The 13,159-nt window shown below is 64.6% G+C and carries 12 protein-coding genes; 4 read left to right on the forward strand and 8 right to left on the reverse strand.

Features of this window, described 5'->3' with window-relative positions; translation table 11 throughout:
• Positions 1-218 precede the first annotated feature (218 nt).
• Complete coding sequence (locus J3456_RS04815; RefSeq protein ID WP_349579153.1) at positions 219-968, forward strand: Crp/Fnr family transcriptional regulator; 750 nt, start codon at positions 219-221, stop codon at positions 966-968.
• On the opposite strand, the gene J3456_RS04820 is transcribed toward J3456_RS04815, so the two are convergent.
• Genes J3456_RS04820 through J3456_RS04835 form a run of 4 tightly spaced genes read right to left on the reverse strand, consistent with a single transcriptional unit; the run spans position 965 to position 6,240 of the window.
• Positions 965-2,122 (reverse strand): glycosyltransferase, encoded by a 1,158-nt coding sequence (locus tag J3456_RS04820; protein ID WP_349579154.1) that lies wholly within the window; start codon positions 2,120-2,122, stop codon positions 965-967. The two genes, J3456_RS04815 and J3456_RS04820, sit on opposite strands and share 4 nt — an antisense overlap.
• Positions 2,119-3,063 (reverse strand): glycosyltransferase family 2 protein, encoded by a 945-nt coding sequence (locus tag J3456_RS04825; RefSeq protein ID WP_349579155.1) that lies wholly within the window; start codon positions 3,061-3,063, stop codon positions 2,119-2,121. The genes J3456_RS04820 and J3456_RS04825 overlap by 4 nt, the downstream gene beginning before the upstream one ends.
• Positions 3,035-4,192, reverse strand: a complete 1,158-nt coding sequence (locus J3456_RS04830) for a glycosyltransferase (protein ID WP_349579156.1) — start codon at positions 4,190-4,192, stop codon at positions 3,035-3,037. The genes J3456_RS04825 and J3456_RS04830 overlap by 29 nt, the downstream gene beginning before the upstream one ends.
• Positions 4,189-6,240 (reverse strand): HAD-IIB family hydrolase, encoded by a 2,052-nt coding sequence (locus J3456_RS04835; RefSeq protein WP_349579157.1) that lies wholly within the window; start codon positions 6,238-6,240, stop codon positions 4,189-4,191. The genes J3456_RS04830 and J3456_RS04835 overlap by 4 nt, the downstream gene beginning before the upstream one ends.
• A 146-nt stretch (positions 6,241-6,386) precedes the next feature.
• Between J3456_RS04835 and J3456_RS04840 the strand changes: the two genes are divergently transcribed.
• The gene (locus J3456_RS04840) at positions 6,387-7,166 is read left to right on the forward strand and encodes a sulfotransferase family protein (RefSeq protein ID WP_349579158.1); all 780 of its coding nucleotides are present in this window, start codon (positions 6,387-6,389) and stop codon (positions 7,164-7,166) included.
• Between the two features lie 4 nt (positions 7,167-7,170).
• On the opposite strand, the gene J3456_RS04845 is transcribed toward J3456_RS04840, so the two are convergent.
• From J3456_RS04845 to J3456_RS04855, 3 genes are read right to left on the reverse strand one after another with little or no spacing between them, the layout of a single operon-like run.
• Complete coding sequence (locus J3456_RS04845; protein WP_322344040.1) at positions 7,171-8,175, reverse strand: YcjF family protein; 1,005 nt, start codon at positions 8,173-8,175, stop codon at positions 7,171-7,173.
• Positions 8,175-8,639 (reverse strand): GNAT family N-acetyltransferase, encoded by a 465-nt coding sequence (locus tag J3456_RS04850; RefSeq protein ID WP_349579159.1) that lies wholly within the window; start codon positions 8,637-8,639, stop codon positions 8,175-8,177. Before J3456_RS04850 ends, J3456_RS04845 begins: the two co-directional genes overlap by 1 nt.
• Positions 8,636-10,063 carry a YcjX family GTP-binding protein gene (locus J3456_RS04855; protein ID WP_349579160.1) on the reverse strand — a complete coding sequence of 476 codons (1,428 nt, stop codon included), beginning with the start codon at positions 10,061-10,063 and terminating at the stop codon, positions 8,636-8,638. The genes J3456_RS04850 and J3456_RS04855 overlap by 4 nt, the downstream gene beginning before the upstream one ends.
• Positions 10,064-10,152: 89 nt before the next feature.
• On the opposite strand from J3456_RS04855, the gene truA reads away from it, so the two are divergent.
• Positions 10,153-10,926 carry a tRNA pseudouridine(38-40) synthase TruA gene (truA, locus tag J3456_RS04860; RefSeq protein ID WP_349579161.1) on the forward strand — a complete coding sequence of 258 codons (774 nt, stop codon included), beginning with the start codon at positions 10,153-10,155 and terminating at the stop codon, positions 10,924-10,926.
• A gap of 175 nt (positions 10,927-11,101) precedes the next feature.
• Here the strand turns inward: truA and gnd are convergent, their stop codons facing one another.
• The gene (gnd, locus tag J3456_RS04865) at positions 11,102-12,550 is read right to left on the reverse strand and encodes an NADP-dependent phosphogluconate dehydrogenase (protein ID WP_349579430.1); all 1,449 of its coding nucleotides are present in this window, start codon (positions 12,548-12,550) and stop codon (positions 11,102-11,104) included.
• 136 nt (positions 12,551-12,686) lie between these two features.
• Between gnd and J3456_RS04870 the strand changes: the two genes are divergently transcribed.
• Positions 12,687-13,148, forward strand: coding sequence for an NUDIX hydrolase (locus J3456_RS04870; protein ID WP_349579162.1), 462 nt, complete (start codon positions 12,687-12,689; stop codon positions 13,146-13,148).
• Positions 13,149-13,159 lie beyond the last annotated feature (11 nt).

Below are 13,159 nucleotides of genomic sequence, written 5' to 3' on the forward strand. Positions count from 1 at the left end.
GCCCCCCCTGCCCCGACAAGCCCCGGAAGAAGCGCAACAATCCGTGCCGAAAATCCTGCCACTTGCACCGCCCGCCAAACTTAACATTTTTTATGATCCCCGGCCTTCCCTTGAATTTTTCGGCAAAAACAGCATCATAGGCCTTTCGATAAAGCATATAGCCCGCGGACCCTGCATTTAAGGACCCGCGTCATTTTCAATGGGCGAAAGACTTACGTGTGACGATCAAAGACACCTTTTTCAACGATATGTCGGTCAAGCCCTGTGGCATGGTGGACCATCTAAACGGTGCGCAATGGGCGAAGCTTGCGCCGCTGTTGACCCAGCACAAGCAATTCACGCCCGGCGCCGTAATCAGCCGCAGGGGTGATTTCTTGGATCATAGCCTGTTGCTGCTGGATGGGCTGATCGCCCGCAGCGTGCCCCGCGGGCAGCGCGCGCGGAGCACGTTCGTCGCCCTGCAGTTCCCCGGGGAATTCGTCGATCTGCACGCCTTTCCGCTTAAAAAGCTAGACCATGACGTTATTTCACTGACCGATACGCGGGTCGCCATGATTGCGCATGAGCCGCTGCGCGAGTTGCTGAATGGCGATGTGGAAATGGCCCGGAACCTCTGGCTCATGACCTTGGTCGATGCCTCCATCCACCGCCATTGGGTGATGCGCAACAGCGCCATGCGCGCGCTCGCGCGGGTCGCGAATTTTCTGAGCGAGTTTGATGCCCGCATGTCCGCCGCCTACGGTATGGAGCGTCAAAGCTTGCCCTTCAGCCTGCGCCAGACCGACATCGCCGATGCAACCGGCCTCACCTCGGTGCATGTCAGCCGGACATTACGCGAATTGCGCGAACACGGCTGCTGTGTCGTGACAGGTGGCAAACTGCTGATCCATGACCGCGCAGGGCTGCATAAAGTCGGCCAGTTCGAGCCTGCCTACCTCTATATGCCGCAGTCCGAAGCGGCCCTTTAACCCGCCTCTGCCAAAGGCTGTGCCGCCCCCTCTACGTGCAGCGCAATCGACGGATATGTTCTATGCGGCATTGCCGCGTCGCCCTGTGCTAGGGCCGCGTGATAAAGCCACTCGAACTTTGCCACCATCGCCTGCGCGTCAAACAGCCGCGCCACACGGGCGCGCGGCACCTCGGCGGGGATCGCGAGCGCCTGTCGCAGTGCTTCGGCCAAGCCCTCGGGGCTGTCATCCAAAGCAATGACGCCCGCCTCTCCCAACACTTCTTCAACCGCCCCATGCGGCGTTGCGGCCACTGGCAGGCCCGTCGCCATCGCCTCTACCGCCGCGAGGCCAAAGGGTTCCTCCCACTGCGGGGTGAAAAGCGCCACCGACGCCCCGCCATAGGCCTGCCCAAGGGCCTGTGTATTCAAATGCCCAACATAGGCCACATCGCCATAAAGATGCGGTCCTACCATATCGTTAAAGTAGTCCTGATGCTCCACCACGCCGTAGATACGCAGCGGCACTCCTGCGATCTGCGCCGCCTCTGCCGCCAAATGGGTGCCCTTGGTCGGGGTAATGCGCCCGGCCCAGACAGCGCTGCCATCGCCCGGCCCGCCTTGGGGCCATTCGGAAAGGTCGATCCCGTTGTGTACCACATGCGCCGTTTCCGGCGCGCCCTCGGGCCACCAGATACCGCGCTGCCGGGCCGACACCACAGAAGACAGATGCCATGGCGCCGCCCCATCCATCAGCGCGCCGCGCAGCACCTTGAAGGGCGGAATATGCAACGAGGTGACCATCGGCACCCGCTCTGCCCGCGACAGCCGCGGCAAATAGCGGTGCAGCGCGTTATTATGCACCACGTCAAAATGCCCCTCCAGCAGCAGCCTCGCGGCGCGGGCATAGCAGGCATCAAGGTGGTCGTTCAGCGCATCAGTGCCGTGAAACTCATGCCACGGATAGCGCGCGTCGTAATGTGTCTCGCAAAGCGGCAGCAGTTTGACCCCCGGCGGCAGGCCCGCCGCACTATCGCCACTGGCCAACAGGGTCACGTCATGGCCCCGCTCGGCCAGCATACGGGCAAGGCTATGGGTAAAAGCCTCCATCCCGCCTTTGAACGGCGGGGCGATGGGGTGCCGAATATGGCCGACAATGGCGATGCGCAGGGTCATTCCGCCGCGATCCGCTCTTCGCCGCGCAGATAGCGCAGCACACGCGCGGTATTGGCATAGGGCTGGTCCGACTGCTGCTCACAAAGCGCAAAATCATCCGCATCAGGTTCGCGCAGCTGCACCAGCGCATCGCCATCAGCCCCCACCAGCCCCATCAGGCGAAAAGCGGTGAGCCAGTGGTTCATGGTACGGTGGCCCCATTTATCGGCAAAGATCTCGGTATTGCGCAGGATCGATGGGATGTGGTGGATCGGCGGCATGCAATGCGGGTGATGCTGGTGAAAGACCTTCGCCCCCTTCGCCCAGTGGATCGGGACGCCGCGTTCGTCCAATTCGCGGCCAAAGTCGGTATCCTCGCCCCCGTAACCGGTGAAACGCTCATCAAACCCGCCGGAGCGGTCCCAATCCGCGCGGTGGATGGCAAAGTTCAGCGACCAAAAGCAGCGGTAATCGTTGCAGCGCTTCAGCCCTTCGGCGGGCGGGCCTTGGCGGTCGGAATGGCGCACGGCCACGGCTTTGAGCGCGTCATAGCTCCATCCCTCGGTCGCCGTGCCTGCGGGGAGGTAATTAACCTCCCCCATGATCAGCCCGTTGCCCGGCACCGCATAGCCCATATAGTCGGCGATCAGCTCCGGGGCCGGAATGCAATCCACGTCGAGAAAGACAAGACAGTCGCCCATGGCCTCTGCCGCGACGGTATTGCGCGCGCGCGACAGCGGCAGTTCATGGCCCGTGACCTGTACCTGCCGGATCGGGAAATCTGTCTGCGGCAGATCGTCATAAAGCGTGTCTTGCATGACCCCGATCACCAGTTCATCCGGCTGCCGGGTCTGACGGGTCAGGCCGAGGATCACATTGCGCAGATGCGCCGCCCGCCCCCGCGCGAGCGTCAGCGCGCTGACTGTGGTGTTTTCAGGCACGGATGGGGTGAAGGACGTCATGTAAATCTCCGGTTTGTTTAGGTGTTTGTGAAAGCAACTGATCGGTCAGGCCGGTCAGCCAACGGGTGGTCTTAGCCGCGGCATCTTCGTCGACCAAAGCGCGTTGCAGGGCCGGATCATGGGTATCGAACGTGCGTTGGATCGCCGCGCGCCATGCTCCGGCGGAGGAGGGGAAATGCGGCAGATGATGCGCCGCCCCCGCGCGGTGCAGCGCCGCAGCCTTTTCGATCTGTTCATCGAAATAGCGCCACTCAGGCACGGCCAGCCACGGCGTCTCGGCGGCGAGGATTTGATGACAGGTGGTGTTCCCGGTCGAGGCCACGACCATATCCGCCGCCGCCAGATAATCCGCCGCGTTATCGACCCAACCGTGATGGTGCAGGTTCGCAGGTTCGGTCGCGTGCCAATCCCGCGCCATCCGACCGATGGTGACGAATGCCGTCTCAGGCAGCGCCCGCGCCGCGATGCCAAAGGGCGCCGAGGCAAAACCAGTGCCGCCCCCGCCTGACATGACAACCACCATGCGCTGATCCGGTGCGATGCCAAGTTTTTCGCGCAACAGGGCGCGGCGTGCGGGATCGGGCCGTGTTACCTCGACCCCCAAGCCCCCGGCGAAATGCGTCTTTTCCATATGTCGTGCGGGCCAATCAGGCTGCGCCAGCGCCTTTGCAGCGGGGCACAGCAACCCGACCGCCCCGTCATAGGCCGCCTGATGCCCCGGATCGCTGCGCCGGCCGTGTTGCAACACTTTTACATGCGGCACCGAACAGATCCGTGCCAGCTGCCCCACTTCCGCCGAGACATCGCTGATCATCAGCACCGGGTTGGCGCTGGCAAACCAAGAGGCCAGTTGCGCCATGGCCTGCCGAATACCTGGCCAGCCGAGCGGCGCGCAATGCACCGTGTCCGGCGCGCTGGTGGTGTCGTAGATATCTTCGTTTCCCGTGGGCTCAAAGAGCGACGGCAGGGCAATAACCTCAACCTGCCGGGTGAAGGCGGGAAAGATATCGGGCTTGGCACAAAAGACGGTCACCGGCTGGCTTTCCGGCAGCGCGTTGACCACCGCGGCGCAGCGTTCCGCATGGCCCCGGCCCTGATGGTGGACGAAGTAACCGATGGGCCGCGTCATTGCGCCACCATCTTGATCGGCGGCTCCATCGCGTTGAGGGCGAAACCAAAGGTCTCTAGCCCCTCCAAAACCCCCGCCGCATGGGCGGCGCGGGCATGGTAGAGCCGTCTGCCGCTCAGACGTTCGCGCAGCCCGTCCATCGCATTGCCGACCAAGATGCCCCGGCCCGGCCCATCCTCCACGGCCTGCAACATATCGAAATCATTGCCGCTGTCCCCGGCCACCACGACCCGGTCCATCGGCATGCCCAACCGCCGCGCCGCGGCACAGACCGCAGGGCCCTTGCCCGCGGCCAAAGGCAAGACATCGATCAGCCGCCCGTGGGAGGCCACGATCTGCGCCGCCACACCGCGCCGTGCCAGATGCCGCTCTAGCCGACGCGCGGTGCGCATGTCGCCAAAGCCGCTGAGCTTCCAGCGCCGCTGTTCGACCCGCGCCTGCCAGTTAAAGCCGAACTCCTTCAGCGCGCGCTCTACCCGGTCGCGCTGCCATCCGGCGTCAAGTTTCTGGGCGAAACGCTCATCCAGACAAAGCCGCCCTTCCGCATCGGGCAAATAGACCTCAGTGCCGACAGAAGTGATGAAAACACGCGGGCTTGGCAGGTTCCAATCGCGCAGGATGCGGCGGGCCTCCGGCAGGCTGCGGCCCGTGGCCACGGCAAACATCGGACGGTCGCGGGCGATCCATGCGTTGAACAAAGCAGCAGAAGGCGCGCAGCCGGTCAGCGTGTTGTCGATGTCGCTGGCCAGCATGACCGACGCTTGCGCCGTAACCGGCGCGGGGTTGCAGATATTCTCGCAGATATGCTGCACCTCTTCGGCCCATTTCGACCAATCGTAGCGCCCGACATGGGCGTGCCCGGCTTGCGCTGCCTCCGCCCAGAACGCGGGCTCGTCCAAAAGCTTCAACAGCGCCGCCTCTATCGCCTCCACATCGCGGGGCGGCACGCAGATGCCATGGCCAAGGTCCGCCACGATATCGGCAGGCCCGCCCTCTTGCGTCGCCACCACCGGCAACCCATGAGAGGCCGCCTCCAACATGGTCAGGCCAAAGGGTTCATGCAGCGCGAGGTTCACGAAGACCCCGCCCGTTTGCGCCGCGCGGTCATAAAGTGCAGCCACATCGCCCTGAGTATGGCTCGGCGGCAATGCCACCTTGCCCCGCAACGCTGGCACCTCCAGCGTCTCGCGCAGGCCGAGCAGTTCCGCGCGCGCCTCTGCATTCGCCTGTAGCGCATCACCGTGCTGTCCGGCGAGGATCACAAGGTTCGCCCGCGCCTGTAGCGCAGGGCTGTCCGCATAGACCCGCGCCAAGGTTGCAAGGTTCTTGCGGGCGACGGGGCGCGCCACGGCCAGCAGCGTCGGGCGGTCGGGATCGCTCAGCCTATCGGCCAGCAAGGCGCGGCCTGCCCCGGTCTCTGCCGGGCGGCGCAGCGATACGCCGGGAGAAACACGGTGCACCCGCGCCTGCGCATCCGCCCCATAGGCGGCGACCTGCACCTCTGCCTCATCGCGCGAAGACAGCACCACCGCATCGGCCTCTAGCAGCGCGCGCCGTTCCGCTGCGATCCGGTCGGTATCCACCGCAGGCCCCGATTTGCTCAGCGCCAGCGAATGCGGGGTATAGATCACCGGGATCCCGAACCGCGCACGCGCTGCCAATGCCAATTGCGCCGCATCGGCAAAATGCGCGTGGATCACATCCGGCAACCGCTGCGCCTGCGCCAAATCCTCTAGAAAAGCATCCACCAGTGCGGGAATTTCCGCGGCGAGGTTTTCCTTGCTCAGATACCCCCGCTGCGCGGTCCAAAGCCGCCGGATCGACAGGCTGCGGCTGACCTGTTGTTCGGTCTGCGCGTGAACGGCCCCGAGTGTCGGCTCATCGAAAGCACGGGTGACGATCTGCACCATCTCCACATCCCCCCGCGCCGCCTGCGCGCGGGCGGCCCCCAAGATATAGGCGATGTGACCGCCGGTATCCTCGGTCACGCCATAGTTGACAGACGGCGCCGTGAGGCAGCCCCCAAGGGCAATGTGGCAAATGAACATGAACGGGTCTCCTTATGGAAAGGTGACCCCCCTCGCGCCCTCTCCGTTCCGATAACAAATGTTAATGCTTTCATTTCTCGACGGCAGGCATGGCGGTACTAGTTGCTTGCCACTGCACCCTGCCCAGCCCCAATCAGAGCCCGCCAATGCCTTCACAGATCCCTCCGCGCTATCTGTTCATCGGCGGGCTGCACCGCTCTGGCACCTCGCTGGTTAATCGGCTGGCCAATGCCCTGCCCGGCGCAGGCGGCATCACCGGATCGGCAGCGCCTGAGAATGAAGGCGTCTACCTGCAAGGGGCCATCCCCCATACGGCGCAATCCGGACGGCCCATGTATTTCGCAACCAACCCACAAGAACATCTGACCGAGGCCCACCCGCTCAACACTTTGGAGACAAAAACCCGGCTAACGCAGGACTGGGCGCCGTGGTTCGCCCCCGAGCTGCGCTGGCGGGTTGAGAAATCGCCGGTGAACCTGACCCGCATGCGGTTGATGCAGCACCTCTTTCCCATGTCGCAATTCATCGTCGTCCTGCGCCACCCCGAGGCGGTCGCGGCCTCAGTCGCCGCATGGGTCGATGCCCCGCCACAAGCGTTGATCGATCACTGGATCGCGGCGCAGGCGCAGATGCTGGGCGACCTGCCCTATCTCCATGCGGTGATGGTGCTGCGCTACGAGGATATCGTCGCCGACGCCCCCCGCGCCCTGCGCCAAATCGCGCGTTTCATCGACCTTTCCGAAGCGGCGCTGCCCGAAGGCATCGCGGATGGCAATCAAAGCTATACCGGGGCCACGCAGATGACGGCGGAACAGGCGGAGGAAGCCGCGCGGTGGGGCTATGCCCCCGGTTTGCGGGTCTCACCTTGGCCCGGCCTGATCCAACACCCGCTGCGCGCCGTGCGGGAGGCGGTCGCAGCGGCCTGATCTCTTACCCGTTGCCAAACACCCCGGTCAGCGCGCGTTTGACGATGCCCCGCACGCCGGGGCGTTTTTCGCGGGCAAAGGGCAGTGGGCGGCAGACCTCGATCGCGGCCACCCCGACCCGAGCTGTCAGCGCGCCATTTACCAGCCCTTCGCCGAAACGTCGGCTCAGCTTGGCCACGATGGAGCCCCCCAAAAGTGGCTCAATCAGGTCGTCGCCCACCGCCACGGCCCCGGTGGCCACCAGATGCGACAGCACCGCGCGGGTCAGCCGCCACGAGCCGAAAAAGCCCGAACGCCCGCCATAGATCTCGGCAATGCGGCGGATCATCCGCAGGTTGCTGCTGAGCGCCGCGGCCACATCAGCCAGCGCCAAGGGCACCAGCGCGGTGACAGCGGCGACCTGCCGGGCGGCGGCCTCGACCTCGCGGGTGGCGGCGCGGTCCAGAGGGGCCAGAACCTCGCTCTCGGCCAGCCCCAACAGCGCCTCGGCATCGAATTGATCGCCGCGCAGTTCGGTCAGCCGGTCGCGGCCCCAGCGGGTGTCTTCACGGTGCTTGTAAAGCGTTTCCAGCCGATCCGTCACACTGCGTGCGGCGGATAAATCCCCCTGCGCCAGCGCCTCGCCTGCGTCGTGGCGCAGTCCGTCGAGCCGCGCGAGCCGCCCAAAGGCCGCCATTTCACGCAGGGACAGCAGCAGTAGCACCAGCAAGAACGCCCCGATCAGCAGCGTCATCGCCCAGCCCAGCAGCGGGTAGCGCGCCATCAGGTCGGTCACGAAGGTCCAAGCCGCGATTGACACCAGCGCCGTCACCAGCGCCCCGGCCAGCGCCCAGAACATCCGCACCAGCCGCGAGGGTTTGCGCGCGGCGAGCCGTGCGGCGATCTGCATCGCTTGACCCTTGGGCGGCGGCGCTTCCACGTCCAACTCTGGCACGGCAGGCGCGTCGGCGACCGAGGGCTGGGGCTTGGCGTCTTCTTCTAGGTCGAACAGGATCGGTCCCCGGGCCATCAGGCGGCCTCCCTTTGCCAGTGTAATATTAGGTCGGGCAGCCCTTCGTCATTGGCGCTGCCATCGCCGCGTGCGGTTTCGGCAAACCCATGTTGGCGGTAAAAAGCGATGGCCTGAGCGTTGGCTTGAAATGTCCAGCAAGTCAGTGCCTTATGGCGCGTCTTTAACCTTCGCAACAAGGCCGAGCCGATGCCCCGCCCCCGCGCCGACTGCGACACATAAAGCGCATCCAACTCGCCGCCCTCACAGGCCGCGAAACCGGCGATCCGGCCCGCCTGCTCGGCCACCGTGACCCAGCCGCGGGCAATCATCGCGTCTGCGTGGGCGATATCCTCAGCCGCCGTATGAATGCGCGGCAACCAGTTGGTATCGCGGGCAAAATCGCTCATGATGCCGCCCACCGCGCCTGCGTCTAGGGGCTGGGCGGGACGCAGGGTGGCGGGGCGGGTCAGCACCGCGCTCATAGCCGGTCCCCGAGCAAAAATTCCGCCGCGCGGTCGAGCCGGATATGCGGCGGGCCGTCGCCGGGGCGCAGGTCCAACACCGCCGGCGCAAAACGCATGATCTGGTAATCCGCCCCCAGCCATTCCTGCGCGCCCTGCCGGGCGGGGGTCAGCAAATGCGCCGGGTCTTCGGGCAGTTCACCGGGGTAGAATGCCGCTTGCCGCCCGCGTGTTTCATCGTCGTTCAAAAGCGTGCCGCGCACCACGTCGAGCGGTTCTCCGCCATGGGTCATCACGTCTTCGGTCGTGGCGCGCAGGCTGGCGATGGCCATCGCCCGCGTGCCCGCGCCTGCGTATTGCGCCCGGTCCCGCGCGTCTCGGATCAGCGCCTGCATGATGCCACTTAACCGTGGGTGCTGGCTGTGATGCAGGTGGTCCGCCTTGGTGGCCGCAAACAGAATTTTCTCAACCCGTTTGCCGCGCAGCAGGCTGGTCAGGAAGTTGTTTGTCCCCGGACGGAAAGCGCCCAGAATATCGGCCATCGCGCCGCGCAGGTCTTCGACCGCCCGCGGCCCTTGGTGGATCGCGCCAAGCGCGTCAACCAGCACCACCTGCCTGTCGATCCGCGAAAAGTGATCCCGAAAGAAGGGCTGCACCACCTGTTTCTTATAGGCCTCGAACCGCCGCGCCATCTCGCGGATCAGCGATTTACGCGGTGCCCCGTCGGAGCCCGGCAGCGGCGCGAAGGTCAACACCGGTGAGCCTGCAAGGTCACCGGGGAGCAGAAACCGCCCCGGGGTACAGTCGGAATAGCCATTGGCACGGGCGGTTTGCAGGTAGTCGGCAAAACTGTCGGCAAGCCTGCGGGCGGTGGTCTCCTCCAACTCGGCATGGGGGTCGGTCTGTTCGGCCAGCGCGCGGTAGCCCGCCGCCTCCTCACGCGAGGCGATACGCTCAATCACCTGCGCCGACCATTCGGCGTAGGAGACATCCATCAGCGCCAAATCAAGCAGCCATTCGCCGGGGTAATCCACGATATCCAGATGCAGGGTGCGCGGCCCTTGCAGCCCCGCCAGCAGCCCATTGGGCCGCACCTTGAGCGACAGCCGCAATTCCGAGATCGCCCGCGTGCTTTCCGGCCAATGCGGCGTCTTGCCGGTCAACGCGGCGAGGTGGTTCTCATAGTCAAAACGCGGCACGGTATCGTCGGGCTGTGGCTGCAAAAACGCCGCTTCGATCCGCCCTTCAGAGGCCGCCAACAGCCCCGGCATCCGCCCCCGGTCCAGCAGGTTCGCCACCAGCGAGGTGATGAAAACCGTCTTGCCCGAGCGCGCAAGACCCGTGACCCCAAGCCGGATCACCGGCTCGAAAAACGTCTCTCCCACCGTGTCGGTGACAGTCTCAAACTGCCGCCAAATGCCGTCGGCAATGCCTGTGATACCCAAAGCTGCGCCCGTCCCTTTGTCTTTGTCGTTAACATAGGGTCGGCAGCCGGGGATTGCCAGAAGCGCCCGCCCGCGCTAAGGCCCCGTTCATGCCCAGATATGCCTTGAAAATCGAATACCACGGTGCGCCCTTCAATGGGTGGCAACGTCAGGTTGACCAGCCCACGGTGCAAGGCGCGATCGAGGCCGCCTTGGCCAAGTTGGAGCCGGGCGCGCATACCATCGCCGCCGCCGGGCGCACCGATACCGGCGTGCATGGGCTGGCGCAGGTTGCCCACTGCGACATGGCCCGCGACTGGCGGCCCTTTCGTCTGGGCGAGGCGCTGAATTATCACCTGAAACCCCAGCCCATCGCGATCACCGATTGCGTGCTGGCCCCCGAGGATTTTCATGCCCGTTTCTCGGCGCTTGAGCGGCGCTATCACTTCCGCATCCTCAGTCGGCGTGCCCCGGCGGTGCATCAGGCGGGGCTGGTTTGGCAGATTAAACATGGCTTGGATGTAGAGGCGATGCAGGCGGCGGCGGATCTTTTGGTGGGCAAACATGATTTCACTACTTTCCGCTCAACCGTCTGTCAGGCGGAAAGCCCGGTGAAAACACTGGACCGCTTGCAGGTCTCTCAGGTCGAGACCATGGCCGGGACGGAATATCATTTCGACGTGCGCGCGCGGTCTTTCCTGCACAATCAGGTGCGCAGCTTCGTTGGCTCGTTAGAGCGTGTCGGCGCGGGCTCTTGGAGCGTGGCGGATATGGGGGCGGCGCTTGCGGCAAAGGACCGTGCGGCCTGTGGGCCGGTCTGCCCGCCGCAAGGGCTTTATCTGGCGCATGTGAGCTATCCGGTGGACCCGTTCGCTAAGGTGTGACGAGGACCATCGCCTGCCCGCGGGGTGGCGATGCTACGCTATTTTCATGCCACTATATGGCGCAACCATGGGTGGGCTTTTCGTCGTGTTCCGGCCGTTGCTAAATCGCCTCCCCTTCGGGGCGGGCAGGCGATGGTCCGGCGCCTTCGGCTTGTTTCCAGACCTATCAACCCTTTTACGGCAGCGGGTTCCACGTCCCGTGAAACTTGCCTTCCCCTTCTGTCCGCTCAAACCCATGCGCACCAAAGAAATCGCGCTGCGCTTGGATCATATTGGCCGTGCCGCGCGCCCGGCGCATGCTGTCGTACCACGCGAGCGCCGCCGACAGCGCAGGCAGCGCCACGCCGAGCAGCGCGCCCGCCGCCACCACACGCCGTAACGCGGGAACGCTCTCTTCCAGCCGTTTGCGCATGGCGGGGGCAAGGATCAGATGCCCGCCCGGCAGCTCACCCCGGAAAGCATCGGCAAACTCGTCCAACAGCGCCGAGCGGATGATGCAGCCCGCCCGCCAAATCTCGGAAATCCGCGCCATGTCGAGGGACCAGTCAAACTCCTCCGACGCCGCCGAAAGGATGCGAAAGCCCTGCGCGTGGCCGATGATCCGCCCGGCCAAAAGCGCTATCTCCAGATCATCCACCTCGGGCAGTGGCGCGTCTTGCACGCCCTCGGGCAGCAGCGGCTCGGCCATCTCGCGCACGGCCTTTTCGCTCGACCAGCCGCGCGCGCCGACGGCGGCTTCGATGGTATTGGCCGATTGCCCCATCTTGAGCGCTTCGATCAAGGTCCAGCGCCCGGTGCCCTTCTGCCCCGCCTGATCGCGGATCACGTCGACCATCGGCGTGCCGGTTTGGGTGTCGACAGATAAAAGCGCGGCCGCCGACACTTCGATCAGATAGGAGTTCAGCGGCCCATTGCGCCAGTCGGCAAAGAGGTTGCCGATCTCCACCGCGCCCTGCCCGCCTGCATCCCGCAGCAGGCCGTAGACTTCGGCGATCATCTGCATGTCGGCATATTCGATGCCGTTGTGCACCGTCTTGACGAAATGCCCCGCCCCGTCGGGGCCAAGATGCGCCACGCAGGGGGAGCCTTCGAAATGGGCGGCAATCGTCTCGGCCATAGGTTTGAACTGGGTCCACGAATGTTCGCTGCCGCCGACCATCATCGACGGGCCATTGCGCGCCCCGGCCTCTCCGCCTGACACGCCCATGCCGACGAAATGCAGACCGGTGCCGTCCAATGCGGCACTGCGGCGGCGGGTGTCGTGGAAATCAGCGTTGCCGCCGTCGATTAAGGTGTCGCCCTCATCCAGCAGCGGTTTGATCGTCTCGATCATCGCATCGACCGGCGCGCCAGAGGGGATCATGAACAGGATGCTGCGCGGGCGGGCGATGGCGGCGACGAAATCTTCCAGCCGCTCGGCCCCGATCAGACGCTCGGCCAGCGGGCCGGCCTCGTCAAGGAAAGGCGCAATCCACTCTGCTTCACGATTGCTCACCGCCACGGTAAAGCCATTGTCGGCCAAGTTCAGCGCCAGAGCCGAGCCCATGGTGCCCAGCCCGTATACCCCGATATCGGCGCCTGCCCCCCGTGCCGCGCCCCCGTCCGCCTGCGTGCCAGTTGCCATAACGATCATGCCTCATTTCTAGCCGGTCATACTGCCAAGCCCGCCGATCTGGCGCGCCGCAGTTTGATTTGCGTTCGGGAACACTATATAATGCGGGGATAACAAGAAAAACACCCGACCGAGGCATAGTTCTGTAATGACACAAGTATTTAGACGCGCTTGGGAGGATATGGTCCTTCCTATTTTCAAACGTCCCCGCCGCGTGCAGGTTGCGGCCCTTTGCTACCGCGAGTCCGAGGCAGGCAAAAAGGTGCTGCTGATCACCAGCCGTGACACGGGCCGCTGGATTTTGCCCAAGGGCTGGCCGATCGACGGGTTGGACGGTGCCGGAGCCGCCTTGCAAGAAGCATGGGAAGAGGCCGGGGTGACAAAAGCCGACATCGAATCCGATCCGATGGGCATTTTCGACTATGACAAGGGTCTCGGCGAAGGCTTGACCGTGCCCGTGACCACACAGGTCTACCTCACTCGCGTGCGCGATCTGAGCGAGGAATACCCCGAAGCAGGCATGCGCAAGCGCGCGTGGTTCACCCCGCAGGAGGCATCAGAACTCGTGGATGAGCCTGATCTTAAAGCAATCTTGTCTGCCTTTCACTAAAGCCTAACGGC

The sequence above is a fragment of the Sulfitobacter sp. NFXS29 genome, assembly GCF_040148765.1.
Taxonomy (GTDB): Bacteria; Pseudomonadota; Alphaproteobacteria; order Rhodobacterales; family Rhodobacteraceae; genus Sulfitobacter.